The organism is Amorphoplanes digitatis (assembly GCF_014205335.1).
Taxonomy (GTDB): Bacteria; Actinomycetota; Actinomycetes; order Mycobacteriales; family Micromonosporaceae; genus Actinoplanes; species Actinoplanes digitatus.
In genome coordinates, this window is record NZ_JACHNH010000001.1 from 6,911,602 (window position 1) to 6,929,509 (window position 17,908).

Annotated in this window: 20 protein-coding genes; 8 read left to right on the top strand and 12 right to left on the bottom strand. The window is 73.5% G+C overall.

The window, feature by feature from the left end; genetic code table 11:
* The 3 genes from BJ971_RS30165 to BJ971_RS30175 are packed head-to-tail and all read left to right on the top strand — an operon-like array spanning position 1 to position 3,295.
* Positions 1 to 750, top strand: a complete 750-nt coding sequence (locus BJ971_RS30165) for a carotenoid biosynthesis protein (protein WP_184996544.1) — start codon at positions 1 to 3, stop codon at positions 748 to 750.
* Entirely contained in the window at positions 747 to 1,841 is a 1,095-nt protein-coding gene (locus tag BJ971_RS30170) for a glycosyltransferase family 2 protein (protein ID WP_184996545.1), read from the top strand. The genes BJ971_RS30165 and BJ971_RS30170 overlap by 4 nt, the downstream gene beginning before the upstream one ends.
* Positions 1,838 to 3,295: a phytoene desaturase family protein gene (locus tag BJ971_RS30175; RefSeq protein ID WP_184996546.1), complete on the top strand. Its 1,458-nt coding sequence runs from the start codon at positions 1,838 to 1,840 to the stop codon at positions 3,293 to 3,295. Before BJ971_RS30170 ends, BJ971_RS30175 begins: the two co-directional genes overlap by 4 nt.
* Here the strand turns inward: BJ971_RS30175 and BJ971_RS30180 are convergent.
* Positions 3,292 to 4,215, bottom strand: coding sequence for a LysR family transcriptional regulator (locus BJ971_RS30180; RefSeq protein WP_184996547.1), 924 nt, complete (start codon positions 4,213 to 4,215; stop codon positions 3,292 to 3,294). The genes BJ971_RS30175 and BJ971_RS30180 overlap by 4 nt on opposite strands.
* Before the next feature lie 172 nt (positions 4,216 to 4,387).
* On the opposite strand from BJ971_RS30180, the gene BJ971_RS30185 reads away from it, so the two are divergent.
* From BJ971_RS30185 to BJ971_RS30195, 3 genes are read left to right on the top strand one after another with little or no spacing between them, the layout of a single operon-like run.
* Positions 4,388 to 5,032 carry a succinate dehydrogenase cytochrome b subunit gene (locus BJ971_RS30185; protein ID WP_260415904.1) on the top strand — a complete coding sequence of 215 codons (645 nt, stop codon included), beginning with the start codon at positions 4,388 to 4,390 and terminating at the stop codon, positions 5,030 to 5,032.
* A gap of 2 nt (positions 5,033 to 5,034) precedes the next feature.
* The gene (locus BJ971_RS30190; protein WP_184996549.1) at positions 5,035 to 6,969 is read left to right on the top strand and encodes a fumarate reductase/succinate dehydrogenase flavoprotein subunit; all 1,935 of its coding nucleotides are present in this window, start codon (positions 5,035 to 5,037) and stop codon (positions 6,967 to 6,969) included.
* Positions 6,969 to 7,712, top strand: a complete 744-nt coding sequence (locus BJ971_RS30195; RefSeq protein WP_184996550.1) for a succinate dehydrogenase/fumarate reductase iron-sulfur subunit — start codon at positions 6,969 to 6,971, stop codon at positions 7,710 to 7,712. The genes BJ971_RS30190 and BJ971_RS30195 overlap by 1 nt, the downstream gene beginning before the upstream one ends.
* A gap of 56 nt (positions 7,713 to 7,768) precedes the next feature.
* On the opposite strand, the gene BJ971_RS30200 is transcribed toward BJ971_RS30195, so the two are convergent.
* The 8 genes from BJ971_RS30200 to metF form a co-directional block, all read right to left on the bottom strand.
* Positions 7,769 to 8,395 (bottom strand): TetR/AcrR family transcriptional regulator, encoded by a 627-nt coding sequence (locus BJ971_RS30200; protein ID WP_184996551.1) that lies wholly within the window; start codon positions 8,393 to 8,395, stop codon positions 7,769 to 7,771.
* 110 nt (positions 8,396 to 8,505) lie between these two features.
* The gene (locus BJ971_RS30205) at positions 8,506 to 9,783 is read right to left on the bottom strand and encodes an MFS transporter (protein ID WP_184996552.1); all 1,278 of its coding nucleotides are present in this window, start codon (positions 9,781 to 9,783) and stop codon (positions 8,506 to 8,508) included.
* A gap of 78 nt (positions 9,784 to 9,861) precedes the next feature.
* The gene (locus BJ971_RS30210) at positions 9,862 to 10,377 is read right to left on the bottom strand and encodes a hypothetical protein (protein WP_239087397.1); all 516 of its coding nucleotides are present in this window, start codon (positions 10,375 to 10,377) and stop codon (positions 9,862 to 9,864) included.
* Positions 10,378 to 10,419: 42 nt separating this feature from the next.
* Positions 10,420 to 11,901 (bottom strand): MFS transporter, encoded by a 1,482-nt coding sequence (locus BJ971_RS30215; protein ID WP_184996553.1) that lies wholly within the window; start codon positions 11,899 to 11,901, stop codon positions 10,420 to 10,422.
* A gap of 47 nt (positions 11,902 to 11,948) precedes the next feature.
* Entirely contained in the window at positions 11,949 to 12,428 is a 480-nt protein-coding gene (locus BJ971_RS30220) for a MarR family winged helix-turn-helix transcriptional regulator (RefSeq protein WP_184996554.1), read from the bottom strand.
* Between the two features lie 91 nt (positions 12,429 to 12,519).
* Positions 12,520 to 12,963: an HNH endonuclease gene (locus BJ971_RS30225; RefSeq protein ID WP_184996555.1), complete on the bottom strand. Its 444-nt coding sequence runs from the start codon at positions 12,961 to 12,963 to the stop codon at positions 12,520 to 12,522.
* A 225-nt stretch (positions 12,964 to 13,188) separates the two neighbouring features.
* Positions 13,189 to 13,857 carry a CDP-alcohol phosphatidyltransferase family protein gene (locus tag BJ971_RS30230; RefSeq protein ID WP_184996556.1) on the bottom strand — a complete coding sequence of 223 codons (669 nt, stop codon included), beginning with the start codon at positions 13,855 to 13,857 and terminating at the stop codon, positions 13,189 to 13,191.
* Entirely contained in the window at positions 13,854 to 14,768 is a 915-nt protein-coding gene (metF, locus tag BJ971_RS30235; RefSeq protein WP_184996557.1) for a methylenetetrahydrofolate reductase [NAD(P)H], read from the bottom strand. The genes BJ971_RS30230 and metF overlap by 4 nt, the downstream gene beginning before the upstream one ends.
* Positions 14,769 to 14,831: 63 nt before the next feature.
* Between metF and BJ971_RS30240 the strand changes: the two genes are divergently transcribed.
* Positions 14,832 to 15,890 carry a polyprenyl synthetase family protein gene (locus tag BJ971_RS30240; RefSeq protein ID WP_184999190.1) on the top strand — a complete coding sequence of 353 codons (1,059 nt, stop codon included), beginning with the start codon at positions 14,832 to 14,834 and terminating at the stop codon, positions 15,888 to 15,890.
* Position 15,891: 1 nt separating this feature from the next.
* Here the strand turns inward: BJ971_RS30240 and BJ971_RS30245 are convergent, their stop codons facing one another.
* Genes BJ971_RS30245 through BJ971_RS30255 form a run of 3 tightly spaced genes read right to left on the bottom strand, consistent with a single transcriptional unit; the run spans position 15,892 to position 16,956 of the window.
* On the bottom strand, positions 15,892 to 16,248 hold the full coding sequence (locus tag BJ971_RS30245; RefSeq protein ID WP_184996558.1) for a lycopene cyclase domain-containing protein: 357 nt from the start codon (positions 16,246 to 16,248) through the stop codon (positions 15,892 to 15,894).
* The gene (locus tag BJ971_RS30250) at positions 16,245 to 16,571 is read right to left on the bottom strand and encodes a lycopene cyclase domain-containing protein (protein WP_184996559.1); all 327 of its coding nucleotides are present in this window, start codon (positions 16,569 to 16,571) and stop codon (positions 16,245 to 16,247) included. The genes BJ971_RS30245 and BJ971_RS30250 overlap by 4 nt, the downstream gene beginning before the upstream one ends.
* A gap of 7 nt (positions 16,572 to 16,578) precedes the next feature.
* Positions 16,579 to 16,956 (bottom strand): Rv2175c family DNA-binding protein, encoded by a 378-nt coding sequence (locus tag BJ971_RS30255; RefSeq protein ID WP_184996560.1) that lies wholly within the window; start codon positions 16,954 to 16,956, stop codon positions 16,579 to 16,581.
* A 93-nt stretch (positions 16,957 to 17,049) separates the two neighbouring features.
* Here BJ971_RS30255 and BJ971_RS30260 point away from each other — a divergent pair, with 93 nt between their 5' ends.
* Entirely contained in the window at positions 17,050 to 17,826 is a 777-nt protein-coding gene (locus BJ971_RS30260) for a hypothetical protein (RefSeq protein ID WP_184996561.1), read from the top strand.
* The last annotated feature ends 82 nt before the right edge of the window (positions 17,827 to 17,908 follow it).

Sequence of the window (17,908 nt, forward strand, 5' to 3'; positions counted from 1 at the left end):
GTGACCCGGGCAATACCCTGGGCGCTGCTCGGCGCCCTGATCCTGACCCAGATCTGCTACCCGCTGACCGGCGGCGGCGCGCGGGCCGCGCTGACCGTGCTGACCGTCGTGCTCGGCTACCTGCTCTCGGTCTCGCACGCGCTGCTCACCCGGGGCGTACGCACGGCGGTCACGCTGATCGCCACGACGACCCTGTGCGGCTTCGCGGTGGAGGCGCTCGGCGTCGCGACGGGTTTCCCGTTCGGCACCTACGACTACTCGGGCCGGCTCGGGCCCAAGCTGCTCGGCGTACCGCTGGTCATCCCGCTGGCCTGGACCTGGATGGCCTGGCCGGCCTGGCTGGCGGCGCTGCGGCTGGCCCGGTCCCGGGTCGCCCGGATCGCGGTCGCCGGCGCGGGGCTGGCGGCCTGGGACCTGTTCCTCGACCCGCAGATGGTCGCCGAGGGCTACTGGACCTGGCGCTCGCCGACGCCGGCGCTGCCCGGCGTTCCGGGCATCCCGATCGGCAACTACCTGGGCTGGCTCGGCTTCGCGCTGCTGCTCATGGCCGTGTTCGCCGCCGCGGCGGGCCCGCGGGCCGCCGTCGCCGCGGACCGGGACGCGCCGATACTCGCCCTCTGGATCTGGACGTACGCTTCCTGCGTGCTCGCCCACGCGGTCTTCCTCGGCCTGCCGGCCTCGGCGCTGTGGGGCGGTGTCCTGATGGGCGCGGTCGTGCTGCCCCTTCTCGTACGGCTGTCCCGCCGGTGATCTGGCTCGTCCTGCTGGCGCCGGCGGCGCTGACCGCGCACACGATCGTGAACGCGGCCCTGTTGCGGCGCCCCGCCGCCGGGCAGACGACAATGGAACGCGTCGCCGTGCTGCTGCCGCTCCGCGACGAGGCCGAGCGGGTGACGCCGTGCCTGCGTGCCCTGCTGGCACAGGCCGGCGTGCCGCACCTGGACATCGTCGTGCTGGACGACGGCTCGACCGATGGCACCGCCGACGTGGTCCGGGCGGTCGCCGGCGACCGGGTGCGGCTGCTGACCGGCGCGCCGCCGCCGGACGGCTGGCTCGGCAAGCCGTACGCCTGCGCGCGGCTGGCCGAGGCCGCCGGCGACGCCGACGTGCTGGTCTTCGTCGACGCGGACGTCGTGCTCGCGCCGGACGCGATCGCCGGCGGCGTCGCGCTGCTGCGCGGCTGCGGGGTGGACCTGCTGTCGCCGTACCCGCGGATCGTCGGGGCGGGCCGGCTCGTGCAGCCGCTGCTGCAATGGTCCTGGCTGACGTTCCTGCCGTTGCGGGCGATGGAGCGCTCGCCGCGGCCGTCGCTTGCGGCGGCCGGCGGGCAGTGGCTGGTCGCGGACCGGGCCGGCTACGAGCGGGCCGGCGGGCACGCGGCCGTTGCCGGCGACGTGCTCGAGGACATCGGGCTGGCCCGCGCGGTCAAGCGCTCCGGCGGCCGCGTCGCGCTCGCGGACGCCTCGGCATTCGCCGACTGCCTGATGTACCCGACGTGGCGTGACCTGCGGGACGGCTACAGCAAGTCGCTGTGGGCGTCCTTCGGGTCACCCGCCGGCGCGGCCGCCGTCGTGGTCCTGCTCCTCATCCTGTACGCGGCACCGCCGCTTGCCGCCCTGCTGCTGGCGGGAGCCGGCGCCACCTGGCTCGCGGCGGCAAGCCTGTGCGCGTACGGGATGGGTGTTCTGGGCCGGGTGGTCGCGGCCAGGGCGACCGGCGGGCGGGCCTGGCCCGACGCGCTGGCGCATCCGATCTCGGTGTTGATCTTCGGGTGGCTGGTCGTGCGGTCGTTCGCGCTGCGCCGGCGCGGGCTGCTGACCTGGCGCGGAAGGCCGGTATGAGCAGGATCGCGGTGATCGGCGCGGGGGTCGGCGGGCTGGCCGCGGCCGCGCGGCTGGCCGCCGCCGGGCACCGGGTGGCCGTGCACGAACGCGCGCCTTCCGTCGGCGGCAAGCTCGGCGGCTACGAGCGCGACGGCTTCCGCTTCGACACCGGCCCGAGCCTGCTGACGCTGCCGGGGATCTTCGCGGACCTGGGGCTCGGCCTGTCGCCGGCGGCGCTGGATCCGGTGGTGCGGCACGTCTTCCCGGACGGCTCGACACTGGACTCGAGCTCCGACCCGGAGATCTTCCGGTCCCGGATCGAGGAGGCGTTCGGCGCGGCGGCGGGCGCCGACTGGGCGCGCTTCTGGGTCCGGGCCGAGCGGATCTGGCACGCGTCCTGGCGCTCGGTGCTGCGGCGCGAGGTCACGCCGGCGACGCTCGCCGCGCTGTCCTGGCGGGTCGGCGACCTGGCGGCGATCGCGCCGTGGCGCTCGCTGCGCGGGCTGGGCCGCCGATATCTGCGCGACCCCCGGCTGCGGATGCTGCTCGACCGGTACGCGACCTACACGGGCGCCGATCCGCGCCGCGCGCCGGCGGCGCTGGCCGCGATCCCGTACGCGGAGCTGGCGTTCGGCGGCTGGTACCTGCCGGGCGGCCTCGGCGGGCTGTCCGCCGCGCTGCTCGCCCGCTGCCAGGACCTCGGCGTGGAGATCACGACCTCGTCGCCGGTCGCGGGCATCGGCACGTCCGCCGGGCGCGTGACCGGGATCCGCCTCGGTTCCGGGAAGATCGTGCCGGCCGACTTCGTGGTGTCCAACGCGGACGCCCTGACGGTGTACCGGGACCTGCTGCCGGCGCCGACGCGCCTCGGCGCCCTCGCGGACCGCAGCCTGGCGGGCTTCGTGCTGCTGCTCGGCGTGCGCGGACGGACGCCGGAGCTGGCGCACCACACGGTGTTCTTCCCCCGCTGCTACGACGCCGAGTTCGACGCGGTCTTCGGCTCGCCGGGCACCGGCGCCCGCGCCCGGCCCGCCGCCGACCCGACGATCTTCGTGACCCGCGCCGAGGATCCGGCGGTGCACCCGCCGGGCACGGAGGCGTGGTTCGTGCTGGTGAACGCGCCCCGGCACGGCACGTCGTACGGCGCGGTCGACTGGCGGCGTCCGGGGCTGGCCGAGGCGTACGCGGCGCACATTCTCGACGTGCTGGCGCGGCGCGGCCTGGACGTCCGCGACCGGCTGCTGTTCGCCGAGACACGGACACCGGCCGACCTGGAGGAGGCGACGGGCGCACCGGGCGGGACGATCTACGGGACCGCCGGCGGGCTGCTGCGCCCGGGGAACCGCGGCCCGGTCGACGGCCTGTACCTGGTCGGCGGCTCGACGCATCCCGGCGGCGGCCTCCCGATGGTGACCCTGTCCGCAAAGATCGTCGCCGACGCGATCGGCCGGGCATCGCGCGGCATCGGCTAGAGGGGCTGGACGCCGATCGGGAGTTCGCCGGTGGCGATGTGGTCAAGCAGGGTCGCGCGCAGCGCCTCGGCCGCGTGCGGCAGCACCGCCCGTCGCCGGTGCGCCAGCGCGATCGTCCGGCGCATGCCCGGGGGCGCGAGCGGCGTCGCCCGCAGCAGGGGCCGGTTCACCAGCACCATGCTCGGCACCAGCGCCATGCCGAGCCCGGCCTCGACGAACGCCAGCACCGCGTCCATCTCGCCGCCCTCGACCGCGAACCTTGGCGTGAAGCCGGCGCGCCGGCACGCCTCGAGCGTCACGTCCCGCAGGTCGTAGCCGGGCCGGAACATCACCAGCGGCTGGTCGCGCAGCTCGTCGAGCTCGAGCTGCACCCGCGCGGTCGGCGGCGGACCGGAGCGGACCGACGCGACGACCAGGCTCTCCTGCAGCAGCGGCGCGGTGTGCAGGGACTCGTCGACGCCGTGCTCCGGCTGGACGATCAGGGCCAGGTCCAGGTCGCGGGCGAGCAGGTCGGCGATCAGGTCCTGCGAGCTGCCCTCGTTCACGTGCAGCTCGATGTCCGGGTGTTCGGCGCGGAACCGGTACAGCACCGTCGGGACCAGCGACGAGCAGAGGCTCGGCGTCGCGCCGACCCGGACCCGCCCGCGGCGCAGGCCGACGATCTCCTGCACCGCGTCCCGGGCGGCGTCCGCGTCGGCGACCATCCGGCGTGCGAGGGGCAGCAGGGTCTCGCCGGCCGCGGTGAGCCCGACGGCGCCGCGGACGCGCTCGAAGAGCGGCGCGCCGAGGGTCTCCTCGAGGGTGTGAATCTGCTTACTTAAAGTCGGCTGTGAGACGCCCATCTGGTCCGCGGCTTGAGTGAAATGCCGGGTTTCTACCACTGCTAGGAAGTATCGGAGCTGCTGTAGCTGCACTTTCATAGCCTATAGCTATGATGACCGCGACGATCATGCATTAGACGAATCGCCCAATGCTTCCTACCGTCCAGGTGTGGCGGTAGACATCAGCACTCCAGCTCCGAGGACGACGGCACGGCCGGCGAAGAAGACGGCGGCACCCAAGCCTCGTCGCGGCGCGCGGTCCTCGATCGCACTGAAGATCCTCATGGCCGTCACCGGCCTGCTGCTCGTGGGCTTCCTGTACGCCCACATGATCGGCAACCTGAAGATCTTCTTCGGCGCCGAGACGTTCGACCACTACGCGCACTGGCTGCGCACCATCGGCACCCCGTTGCTGCCGCAGGACTGGTACCTCTGGCTACAGCGCGGCGGGCTCACCCTCGCCGTCGCCGGGCACATCGCCGCCGCGACCATCCTGGCCCGCCGGGCCCGCAAGGCGCGCCCGGTCCGCTACGTGCACCGGCCCAAGATCCAGGGCAGCTACGCCGCCCGGACCATGCGCTGGGGTGGCGTGATCATCCTGCTGTTCGTCATCTTCCACATCCTCGACCTGACCACCGGGACGCTGAACCCGGTCGGCGACCGGCAGCACCCGCACGCCAACGTGGTCGCCGACTTCGCGCCTGACCGCTGGTACGTGACCCTCTTCTACACGCTCGCGATCGTGGCCGTCGGCTTCCACCTGCGGCACGGCCTGTTCAGCGCGGTCCGCACCCTGGGCCAGCGCACGGCCCGCGGCGAGCGCATCGCCCGCGGCGCCGCCCTGCTGCTCTCCGTCGCCCTGGTGGTCGGCTACCTGTCGGTGCCGTTCGCCGTGCTCACCGGATTGGTGGACTGATCATGACGTTCTGGAACGACGGCGAGGACATCGCCGACACCGCCGCGCCCGACGGACCGATCGAGACCCGCTGGGAGCGCCACAAGTTCGCCGGCAAGCTGGTCAACCCGGCCAACCGGCGCAAGCTGAGCGTCATCGTCATCGGCACCGGCCTGGCCGGCGGCTCGGCCGCGGCGACCCTCGCGGAGGCCGGCTACCGGGTGCGGTCCTACTGCTACCAGGACAGCCCGCGGCGGGCGCACTCGATCGCCGCGCAGGGCGGCATCAACGCCGCCAAGAACTACCGCAACGACGGCGACTCGATCCACCGGCTCTTCTACGACACGGTCAAGGGCGGCGACTTCCGCGCCCGCGAGTCCAACGTGTACCGGCTCGCCCAGGTCAGCGTGAACATCATCGACCAGTGCGTGGCGCAGGGCGTGCCGTTCGCCCGCGAGTACGGCGGCCTGCTCGACAACCGCTCCTTCGGCGGCACCCAGGTGTCGCGCACGTTCTACGCCCGGGGCCAGACGGGCCAGCAGTTGCTGCTCGGCGCGTACCAGGCGATGGAGCGCCAGATCGGGCTCGGCAACATCGAGATGTTCGCCCGGCACGAGATGCTGGAGCTGGTCATCGTCGACGGCAAGGCCCGCGGCGTTGTCGTCCGCGACCTGGTCACCGGCGAGATCACCACGGACCTCGCGGACGCCGTCGTGCTCGCCTCCGGCGGGTACGGAAACGTGTTCTTCCTGTCCACCAACGCCAAGGGCTGCAACGTCACGGCGAGCTGGCGGGCGCACCGCAAGGGCGCGCTGTTCGCGAACCCCTGCTACACGCAGATCCACCCGACCTGCATCCCCGAGTCCGGCAGCCACCAGAGCAAGCTCACGCTGATGAGCGAGTCGCTGCGCAACGACGGCCGGGTCTGGGTACCCAAGCGCCGCGAGGACTGCGGCAAGCCGGCCGCCGAGATCGCCGAGGACGACCGCGACTACTACCTGGAGCGGATCTACCCGTCGTTCGGCAACCTGGTACCCCGCGACATCGCGTCCCGCGCGGCCAAGAACGTCTGCGACGAGGGCCGCGGCGTCGGCCCCGGCGGGCTCGGCGTCTACCTCGACTTCGCCGACGCGATCGAGCGGCTGGGCCGCAAGGCCGTCGAGGCCAAGTACGGCAACCTCTTCGAGATGTACCAGCGCATCACCGGCGAGGACCCGTACGCGGTGCCGATGCGCATCTACCCCGCCGTGCACTACACGATGGGCGGCCTCTGGGTCGACTACAACCTCCAGTCGACGATCCCGGGCCTGTTCGTGATCGGCGAGGCGAACTTCTCCGACCACGGCGCCAACCGGCTCGGCGCGTCCGCGCTGATGCAGGGCCTGGCGGACGGCTACTTCGTGCTGCCGAACACGATCAACAACTACCTCGCGGCCGGCCCGTTCGAGAAGATCGACGAGAGCCACGAGGAGGTCGTGGCGGCGCGCAGCCAGGTCGAGGACCGGCTGGCGAAGCTGCTCGCGGTGAACGGCGACCGCACTGTCGACTCGTTCCACCGCGAACTCGGCCACATCATGTGGGAGTACTGCGGCATGGAGCGCACCGAGGAGGGCCTGACCAAGGCCATCGGGCTCATCCGCGGCCTGCGCGAGGAGTTCTGGACCCGGGTGAAGGTGCCCGGCACCGGCGAGCAGCTCAACCAGAACCTGGAGAAGGCCGGCCGCGTCGCCGACTTCTTCGAGCTCGGCGAGCTGATGTGCATCGACGCCCTGCACCGCGCCGAGTCGGCCGGCGGGCACTTCCGCGCCGAGAGCCAGACGCCGGACGGCGAGGCCCTGCGCCAGGACGACGAGTTCAGCTACGTCGCGGCCTGGGAGTACGGCGGCGAGACGCCCACGCTGCGCAAGGAGCAGCTCAACTTCGAATACGTCCACCCGAGCACACGGAGCTACAAGTAATGGACATCCAGGTGCGCGTGTGGCGCCAGCAGGGCCCCGACGACAAGGGCCGCATGGTCAGCTACGACGTCAAGGACATCTCGCCGGACGCCAGCTTCCTGGAGATGCTCGACGTCCTCAACGAGAAGCTGATCCTCGACGGCGACGACCCGGTGGCCTTCGACCACGACTGCCGCGAGGGCATCTGCGGCGCGTGCAGCATGGTGATCGACGGCGTGGCGCACGGCCCGGAGAAGGCCACCACCACCTGCCAGCTGCACATGCGCCACTTCGCCGACGGCGACACGATCGACGTCGAGCCGTGGCGGGCGGCGGCGTTCCCGGTGATCAAGGACCTGGTCGTGGACCGGACCGCGTTCGACAAGATCATCCAGGCCGGCGGCTACATCTCCGCGCCGACCGGAACGGCGCCGGACGCGCACGCCACCCCCGTGCCCAAGCCGGACGCGGACGCGGCGTTCGAGGCGGCCACCTGCATCGGCTGCGGCGCCTGCGTCGCGGCCTGCCCCAACGGCTCCGCGATGCTGTTCACCGCGGCCAAGGTCGCGCACCTCGGCCTGCTACCCCAGGGCCAGCCGGAACGGGCCAGCCGCGTGATCGACATGATCGAGGCGCACGACGACGCGGGCTTCGGCGGCTGCACCAACGCCGGCGAGTGCACGACGGTCTGCCCCAAGGGGATTCCGCTGACGCTGATCGGCCGCCTCAACGACGACTACCGCAAGAGCCTCGGCAAGAAGTAGCCTCTTCGCGCCCGGCCGGCGTGGTCATCCCGTTCGGGGTGGCCACGCCGGTTCCGCTACGGGTTGACGCCGCCGATCGCGGCATAGAAGAGGGACGTCAGCGTCTCGATCGCCTCGGCGTCGGAGAGGTCACGGCCGAGCGCCGGGCCCTGCCCCGACTGCCACATCGCGGCGAAGGCCGGCATCAGCGTGGTGAAGGCAGTCGCCACGACCACCGGATCGCCGGGCAGCCGCAGGCCGGCCTCCCGCGCGCGGACCAGGTGGGCGGCGATGTGGTGGATGTCGGGATCGACAAGCGCCCGGGCCCGCTCGGCGAAGGACTCGTCGACGGTGGCGGCCTGTTGCAGGGCACCGAGCAGCGTGCGGTGCTCGGAGTGGAAGTACCAGTAGCTCGCCACGTGGTAACGCACCGCGTCGCGGTCGCTGAAGTCGTCGCCGTGCCGCGCGTCGGCCGCGGCCGCGTCGCCCTGCGCGAGCAGGTCGGTCAGCAGCGCCTCGAGCAGAGCCTCCTTGTTGGCGAAGTGGGTGTAGAACGACCCCGCCGCCCGGCCGGCCTCGGCGGTGATGTCGGTGATCTTCGTGTTCAGGTAGCCGAGCCGGGCGAAGACGCGCACCGCGGCGGCCTTGAGCTCGGCCTCCGTCTGCGCGGCCCGCTGCCGGCGCACCCCAGCACCCGCCGCCATCCCCGCCTCCTCAGCTCTCGCCGGAGGCTATCAGCCGGCCGTTCAAGGAGCCGTTTCCGACGTGGCGCGAGCCGCAGCTCCGGCCCCGGAGACCTCCGTGAAATTCAGGATCACCGGGCAGGCTCGGCGGCCCGGCCTGGCCCGGCGGTCAGATCCGGCCCGGTGGTCAGGCCGGCGGTCAGGTCCGGCTCGGCGGCCACGTCCGGTTCGGCGGCGGACCCGTGGCAGGGTTCGCGGGACGGGATTCGGCGGCGGGCGACGACGATCGCCGCGGCCAGGCAGCCGGCGGCGCCGATCAGCAGGGCCGGGCGGGCGCCGAGGTGGACGGCGGCCGCGCCGAGCGGGGTCGCCACGGCGATCGGGCCGAACATCGCGGTGTTCGCCGTCGCCGACACCCGGCCCAGCATCGCCCGCGGCGTGTGTGTCTGCACCGCGGTCACCGCCGCGATCAGCGTCCACGGCAGGCCGATGCCGCCGATCACCGCGCCCACCACCAGCGCCGGCCACCAGGGCAGGCACCGGGCCAGCAGGCCGGCCGCGAACAGCGCCGCGCCGGCCACCCCGACGAACACCACCCCGCGCCGTGCGATCACCCGGCCGGCCACCAGACCCGCCACGATGGACCCGGCGCCCTGCGCGCTGAGCAGCACACCGAGGAACGTGGCCGCCAGGCCCAGATCCGCCGTCACCACCTGGAACTGCGCGGCCGTCGCGAAGCCCGACATCGCGATCGCGACCGCGGCCAGGGTGACGGTCGAGCGCAGCAGCGGCGTGCCCGCGAGTACCGCCAGCCCGGCACGGACGCCACGCTCGCGCGGCGGGCCGGCGATCACCGGCGCCGACCGCAGCCGCAGGGCCGCGTACAGGACGGCGACCAGGACCGGCATCGCCGCGCTCAGCGCCGCGACCGCCGGGCCGCCGCGCCAGGCGTAGAGGCCCGCGCCCGCGAGCGGGGCGATCAGCTTCATGCCCTCCTGCGCGCTGGAGCGCCAGCCGTTGACGTCGCCGAGCTCCCCCGGCGGGAGCGCGGACGGCAACAGCGCCGACTCGCCGGCATCCAGCAGGACATAGCTGATCCCGTACGCGGTGGAGACGCAGAAGATCAGCCAGGTCTGCGCGGGTGAGCGGACCGCGAACAGGCTCAGCAGCGCCGCGGCGAGCAGCAGGTTGGTGGCGACCATCAGGGGGCGGCACGGCACCCGGTCGAGCAGCCCGCCGAGCCACGGCCCGGCCAGGGTCGGCGCGTAGACGCAGAGCCCGGCCAGCGCGGCGAGGCTCGGCGACCCGGTGAGGTCGAGGATCCAGATGCCCGCGACCAGCGACATCGCGCTGCTGCCGAAGCCGGACAACAGGGAGATCGCCACGAACAGGACAGCGTTGCGCCGCATTCAGGCCCCCAAGATTGAGTCGAAGTGACTCACATCCTTGAAGTTGAGCGCGTTCGGCTGCAAGAGCCGGACGTTTTGTCAATGATCCGTTGACAGCGCCTGCCGGAGGCCGTCGAGGGCGACGCGGATGTGTCCGGGCAGCCGGTCCGCCTCGACCCGGTCCAGGTCGGCGGCGGCCTGCTCGGCGAGCGCGAAGAGCCCGCCGGGCGGGGCGTCGAGGGCCGTCGCGACCGTCGCGCGCACCAGGGCGGCGCGGGTGAAGCGGTCGTCCCAGCGCCGGTCGGCGGCGATGCCCCGGTGCAGCTCGCCGACCGCGACACGGAGGATCACAATGCTGTGCGCGTAGCGGAGGTCCTGGTCGTGGCGTCGGGACCGGGCGGCGGCGATCAGGCGCTGGCGGCGCTGCTCGGCGGCCTGGCGGCTGGCCAGGCCGAGCGCCGCCGCGACCTGGACCCACGTCGCGCCGGCCTGGCGTGCCCGGTCGATCAGTTCGAGCTCACGCTCGTCGAGGCGGGCCCGCGCGGCGCCGATCTCCGCGAGCCGCCCGAGCTCCGGAGCCTGCGGCGGCGCATCCTCGGTCACGTCCTCGGTCACGGCGTCAACAATACGTTGACATGACCGAGGATGCGTGCCGCGCTACCGGGCGCCGGACTCGCACGCGTCCTTGGACAGGATCACGTTGGGGGCACCTCCCACGGTGGACGGCTGGTCATCGGGGGTCGCGTCCACTATTGACGGCGGGCGTGACGGCAGCAGGGCGGTGATGATGGCTGCGGCGGTCACGAATCCCGCGGCGGTGAGGTAGGCGCGGCTGTAGCCGTCGCGCAGCGCCGCGACCTCGCCCAGCCCGGATGCCAGGCTCGCGTCCGTGACCCGGGCCGCGACCACCGCCAGTACCGCCAGGCCCAGCGCGCCGCCGGCCTGCTGCGCGGTGTTGGTGAGACCGGACACCAGCCCGGTCTCGCCCGGCTCCGCCCCGGCCATCGCCAGCATGATGATCGCCGGGATGACCACGCCGATGCCCAGGCCCATGATGATCAGCGACGGCAGCACGTCGGTCGCGTACCGAGCCTCGGCCGGCGCCCGTACCAGCAGCGCGAGCCCCGCGGCCAGCATGCCGAGCCCGGCCAGCAGGACCGGGCGGACGCCGAACCGGGCGATCATCCGCGGCGCCACCAGCAGCGACAGCACGCCGATCACGATCGGGGTCGGCAGGAACGCGAGGCCCGTTCCGATCGAGTCCAGGCCGAGAACCCGCTGCAGGAACAGGGCGTTCACGAACTGGAATCCCATGCCGGTCGCGAAGATCAGCACCACCGCCGCCCCGGTGGCCAGCAGCCGGCCGCGGCTCAGCACGCTCAGCGGCGCGAGCGGGGTGCGGGCGTACCGCTGGCGTACGAGGAAGGCCACGACCAGGAGCAGGGCCGCCACGCCGTACCGGAAACCGCCGTCCACGATGGCGTAGACGCCGAGCGACAGGCCCAGCGTGATCAGGATCGCGCCGCTGACGTCCAGGCCCTCGCGCAGGCCGGCCCCCGCCTCCCGGGGCACCACCCGCAGCGCCACGACCAGCACGGCCACGCCGATCGGCAGGTTGACCAGGAAGATCCACGGCCAGCCGGCGGCATCGGTGAGCAGGCCGCCCGCGACGAAGCCGAAGGCCGCGCCGCCGGCCTGGGTGAAGCTGAAGACGCCGATGGCCCGGGCCTGCGAGCCGGGCTCCGGGTAGAGCCGCACGATCAGCGAGAAGATCACCGCGGACGCCAGCGCGCCGCCGACGCCCTGCACGAAGCGGCCCGCGACAAGTAGCGGCGCGGTCGTGGCGAGGCCGCAGAGCAGGCTCGCCGCGGTGAAGACGACAAGCCCGGCGAGGAACACCCGGCGTGCGCCGATCAGGTCGCCGAGGCGGCCGGCGAGCAGCAGCAGCCCGGCGAAGCCGATCAGGTAGCCGTTGACGACCCAGGCGACGCCCGTCGGCGAGAAGCCCAGGTCGGCCTGGATGGCGGGCACGGCGACGGCCACGATCGTGCTGTCCAGCACGATCATCAGCGCCATCGCGCAGAGCACGGCGAGCGCGGCGGCACGCCGCCGGTCACGAAGGGGTACGGAAGCAGCCATGGTCCGACCGTAGCAGATAGTCTGCTTACGGACTATCTGCTTGCCACCTATTGGGCGGGCTGCCGGGCGCGGCGCACCGGCCGCGGCCCCGGGTCGGCGGCCTCGCCGACCAGCCGCACCAGCGCCGCCACGAAGGTGTCCCGCTCCGACTCGGGCAGCGCGCCCAGCGCCTCGGCGTGCACCCGGTCGACGATCCGCTGCCCCCGCGCCGCCGCGGCCCGGCCGGCCTCGGTCACCGCGATGATCCGGGCCCGGCGATCGGTCGCGGACGGGCGGCGCTCGGCCAGCCCGCGCCGCTCCAGGTCGTCGACGGTGCCGACCATGGTCGTCTTGTCGAGATCGGAGAGGGCCGCGAGCTGGATCTGGGTCCGCTCCTCCTCCAGCGCGTGCAGGAGGACGCACTGCATGCGGGGGGTCAGATCGACCTCGGCGAGCGCGGCGGCCAGCCGGTTGGACAGGGCGTGACCGGCCATGTTGAGCAGGCCGGTCAGGTCACGGACGGTGCGCTCGGGCGCGGCGGAGGACATTACCGAACGATAGCGCGGGATCATCCCGTACCGGATGATTTTGCTGATGGACGACCGACGGACCCCCGTGTGAACCCGCCGGTCGTCGTCCTCAGTGCGCGGCCAGTGCCGCCCAGCCGGGCGCCGTCGGCGCCCGGCGCAGCGGCATCCGCGCCTCCGCCGGCGTGCGGTCACCCTTGCGCTGGTTGCAGCGCCCGCAGGCCGCGACGGTGTTGAGCCACGTGTTGCCGCCGCCGCGCGAGCGCGGCAGCACGTGGTCGATGGTGGACGCCGCGCCGCCGCAGTAGGCGCAGGTGCGGCCGTCGCGGGTCAGCACGCCGCCGCGGGACCAGGCCGGGCCGCGGCTGTGCCGCCAGCGGGTCACCACGTAGCTGACCAGCCGGACGACGGTCGGGATCGGGAAGACGCCGATGCGGGCGTCCGGCCGCGCCTCCTCGACGACCGCCACCTCGCGGAACAGCATGCGGATGGCGTGCCGGACGCTGACCCGGTGCAGAGGCCCGAAGTCGGCGTTGAGAACAAGGACCACACTCATCGCGGGTCACCTCCTCTGTTTCCCGTACACGCAAAAGCCGCCCGCCTCCGAACAGGGAGACGAGCGGCGACCGGCGTGCGCGCAAGGCGTCAGCCGGGGCCTGCTGCCCCACTCTCGTACCGGTCGGCCGTCACGTGATCTCCCTAGGTCCCGGTGATCCGGAACACGTCGTTGGTGAAGAAGGTAGGTGCGGCGGCCCATCGTGGACAACCGAATAAAGATCGATCAGCCCGACAGCTCGGCGCGGACCGCGGCCGCCAGCTGTGCGAGTCCGGCCAGGCCCAGCGCGGCCCAGACGACGGCCGCCGCGACTATCACCGGCGGCGCCCACGCCGCGTCCGCGAGGCCGGCGAGGCCGCCGACGAGCAGGCCGGCGATCGCCACGGACACCCGGGTGGGGCGCTCGCCCAGCGTCACCACGCCGAGGCCCGGCATGCCACCGGCGGCGGCCCGGGCCCGGATGTACTCGTGCAGCCAGCTCACCGCGCCGCCGGCGACGACCAGCCAGCCCGGCGCGCCCGCGATCCAGAACGCGGTCAGCCAGGCCAGCTCGCCGAGCCGGTCGGCGACCGAGTCGTAGACGAATCCGAGCCGGGAGGTCCGGCCGGTGACCACGGCGACGGCGCCGTCGAGGCCGTCGGCGGCGGCCGCGAGCAGCACCAGCAGGGCGCCGAGGAGCAGCCCGGCGGGGCCGAGCAGGGCGGCGGCCGGCACGCCGAGGCAGAGCGCCAGCCCGGACGCGGTGACGGCCGCCGGGCCGACGCCGAGCCGGCCGAGCAGGACGCCGCCGCGGTAGGTCAGCCGGATCCAGCCGCGCACCAGCGGCGAGGCGGCGTCCGGGTCGAAGCCGCCGTGCAGCCTGGACCAGGCCGCGGCGTACTCCGCCCAGGTCACACCGGGACGTTGGCGGCCAGCCGCTGCCACACCTCGCGGGTCGCCGTCGAACGGTTCATGGTGATGAAGTGGATGCCGGGCACGCCCTCGTCGAGCAGCCGCTGGCACATCTCGCCGCACAGGTCGATGCCGAGCTTGCGCACGCCGTCGGCGTCGTCGGCGATGCGCTCGAAGCGGGCCTGTAGGGCACGCGGGAACGGGGCACCGGAGAGCTGCGCGGCCCGAGTGATGGTCGCCATTCTCAGGACGGGCATCACACCGGGCACGATGGGCGTGTCGCAGCCCGCCGCGGCCACCCGGTCGCGCAGCCGCAGGTACTCGTCGGCCTCGAAGAACATCTGGGTGATGGCGAAGTCGGCGCCGGCCCGGCACTTGCGGATGAAGTTGCGGGTGTCCGTCTCGACGTCGGCGGAGCGCGGGTGCTTGTAGGGGAAGGCCGCCACCCCGACGCTGAAGTCGCCGGACTCGCGCAGCAGCCGCACCAGGTCCTCGGCGTAGAGCACGCCGTCGGGGTGCCGCACCCACTCGCCCATCGGGTCGCCGGGCGGGTCGCCCCGGACCGCGAGCACGTTGCGGATGCCGGCGCCGGCCAGCCGCCCGATGACGTTGCGCAGCTCGGCCACGGAGTGGCCGACCGCGGTCAGGTGCGCCATGGGCAGCAGCGTCGTCTCGGTCGCGACCCGCTCGGTCACCGCGACGGTGGTGTCCCGGGTGCTGCCGCCGGCCCCGTAGGTGATCGAGACGAAGTCCGGGCGCAGCGTCTCCAGCTCCCGGATCGTCTGCCAGAGCAGCTGCTCGCCCTCGCGCGTCTTGGGCGGCATGAACTCGAAGGAAAACGTCGGATCCGGACGACGGATGAGCTCACCGATCGCCGGAGACGTCGGTAGCCGTGAAGGAAGTCCGAGAGACACACCCAGACTGTACCGGCTGGCACGGGCGTACCGACCCGCTAGGTTTGCCCCGTGACCTCCCCGCTGGAACGCGCTGGCCTGCGCCCGCGCGTCGACAAAGCCCTCGCCGCCTTCCTCGCCGACCGGCGTGTCCGGCTCCTGACGATCGACGGGGTACTCGCCGACGTCGCCGACGCCCTCGAGGAGTTCGTGCTGCGCGGCGGCAAGCGCCTGCGCCCGGCGTTCGCGTACTGGGGTTACCGCGGCGCCGGCGGCGTCGACTCCGACCAGGTGGTGACGGCGGTCTCGGCGCTGGAGCTGGTGCAGGCGAGCGCGCTGATCCACGACGACCTGATGGACCGCTCCGACACCCGCCGCGGCGAGCCGTCGGTGCACCGCCGGTTCGCGGCGCGGCACGCGGAGGCGGGCTGGGGCGGCGACGCGTCGGGCTTCGGCGACAACGCGGCCGTCCTGCTCGGCGACCTGGCGCTGGTCTGGTCGGACGAGCTGCTGTACTCCTCGGGCGTCGACCTGGCCGACCTGGCCCGGGCGCGGCCGGTCTTCGACGCGATGCGCACGGAGGTGACCGTCGGCCAGTACCTGGACGTGCTGACCCAGGCCACCGGGGACACCTCGCTGGAGCGGGCGGGCAAGGTGGCCCGGTACAAGTCGGCGAAGTACACCGTCGAGCGGCCGCTGCTGCTCGGCGCGGCCCTGGCCGGCGCGCCGGAATCGGTCTCGGCGGCCTATTCCGGGTACGGGCTGCCGCTGGGCGAGGCGTTCCAGCTGCGCGACGACGTGCTCGGGGTCTTCGGCGACCCGGCGCAGACCGGCAAGCCGGCCGGCGACGACCTGCGCGAGGGAAAGCGGACATATCTGGTCGCGGCGGCGCATGCCGCGCTGGGGCCGGCGGAGCGCGACGAGCTGGAGTCCCGGCTCGGCGACCCGGAACTTGACGACGCGGGCGTCGAGCGCCTCCGCGCGATCATCCGCGACTGCGGGGCGCTGGCCCGGACCGAGGAGCGGATCTCGTCGCTGACCGGGCAGGCCCTCGCCGCGCTCACCCGCACCGAGGAGCTGGACACCGAGGCCCGGGCCGTGCTGCTCGAACTGGCGGACGCGGCAACCCGGCGCGCGGTGTGAATCAGGCGCGCCCGCGCAGCCGGCGCAGCAGCCCGCTGCCCTCGCCCGCGGCCGGGCCGCGCTGCACGCCGCGCCGGCCTAGCCACACCCAGACCGAGAGCGTCAGCAGCACCATCGCGAAGCCGAACAGCAGGTCCTCGACCGGCGCGTACACGAGCCGCAGGCCGAGGATCGCGTTCGGGTTGTAGATCACGATGCGGCGGCCGGTGAGGATCCCGTTCGACAGCAGCTGGAACACGATGATGATCGGGTACGTCGCCCAGAACACGGCCCGGGTCACCAGCCGGGTACGCAGCACGAACAGGTCGACGGCCAGCGCGCCGAGCACGCCGAGCACCGCGGCGGCCGTGTAGGTCATTCGTCACCCGCCGGACGTCGCAGCACGGCCCGGGTCGCCTCGAAGCCGAGGATCGCGCAGGTCGGCACCGCCAGGAAGAACAGCACCTCGTCGATCGGCAGCCCGCCGGGCAGCAGTACGCCGGTGATCTGCTCGGGGTCGAAGCTCCAGTGCCCGGCCGCGATCGCCGCCAGGTCCCAGAGCACGAAGACGACCGCAACCGGCAGCAGCGTGAGCAGCAGCCGCCGCCACCGGCGGAGCACGTTGACCCTCAGCACCGGCTCCAGCCACAGGGCCGCCGCCAGGCATCCCGCGAGCACCGACAGGTATGCGAGATGCCGCATGCGTGGCTCAGAAGCCGAGCGCCTGCGCGCGCCGCTTGACCTCGCGGGCGCGGTCGCCGCCGAGGCCCTTGGCGCCGCAGCCGTCGACCGTCGCGTCCGGCTCATAGAGCCACCGGAGCGCTTCTTCGTCGTTGTACCCGTTATCGCGAAGCAAGGTGATGACGCCGGGGAGGTGCTTGAGCACGGTGCTGTTGGCCACCAGCTCCGCCGGCACCACGCGGATGCCGTCGCGCCGGACCGCGAGCAGCGCGCCGTCGCGGATCATCTGGTGCACCTTGCTGATCGACAAGCCGAGCTTGTCCGCCACGTCGGGCAGGTTGATCCACTCGGTCGGGCCGGCGGGCTGCGGCGCCGCCGCGTCACCCACGCTTACTGATTCGGTCACCCGACCAGCGTGCCATGCCCGCTCCGCGGCTGACCAAGCGGAGCATGCGGAACCGGGAACGCCCCGGCTGCTCGAGATCGGAGAAGTGTCCCGATGACCCTGTGGCGGAGAGCCCGCAACGAGGTGACCGGCGCCTGGCGCTCGGTGCGCTACGACCTGGGCCGGCGCGGCCCGGACACGGGGAAGGCGGCCGCGGTACCGGACACCGCCCCCGGCTACCAGGACGTGACCTCGACCGGGATGAGCACCTTCGGTGGCCTCGGCACCGGCGGGCTGCGTACCTCGTACGGCGACGAGGTCGTGCCGAGGCCGCGCCGGCTGGCCGCGGTGGCGGCGTTCGGCGCCCTGGCCGTCGCGGGCGCCGCGGGCAGCTACTACGCCGTCGTCACCGGGATCGACGCGCTGGTCGCCGACCGGCCCGCGGGCGCCGAGCCGTACCCGCTGGCGGCGCGGGCGCCGCAGGACTCCGAGGGTGACCAGTCCAACTCCGGCCTCGGCCGCGGCGTCGTTGCCGCACCCGCCGGGCCGGCACCGGCGACGACCGCGCCGGGCACGGTCCGGATCCTGCCGCCGGCCGGCGGCGCGGCGGCGAGGCGGCCGGCGACGGCGCCGCGGCTGCGGACGACGGTGGGTAGCGTCACGCCGGCGACCCGGCCGACCGACTGCTGCCTGATCCCGCCGGTGCCCACGCCGACCGCGCCGGTGCCGACGCCGCAGAGCCCGTCGGCCACCGCGTCGCCGAGCGCCTCGGCGTCCGAGAGCGCGCCGCCGTCCGAGGAGCCGACAACGACGGCCTCGCCGACCCCGTCCGGCGAGCCGGACGGCATGGACGAGCGCCGGAGCCGACCACGGCGCGCACACCGTCACTGATCCGATTTGTAATGACAAAACGACTTGTGGGGTCTCGGCCACGCGGGTCGTTTTCTCCTGAATGCCCTGGTCACCGCCCTGC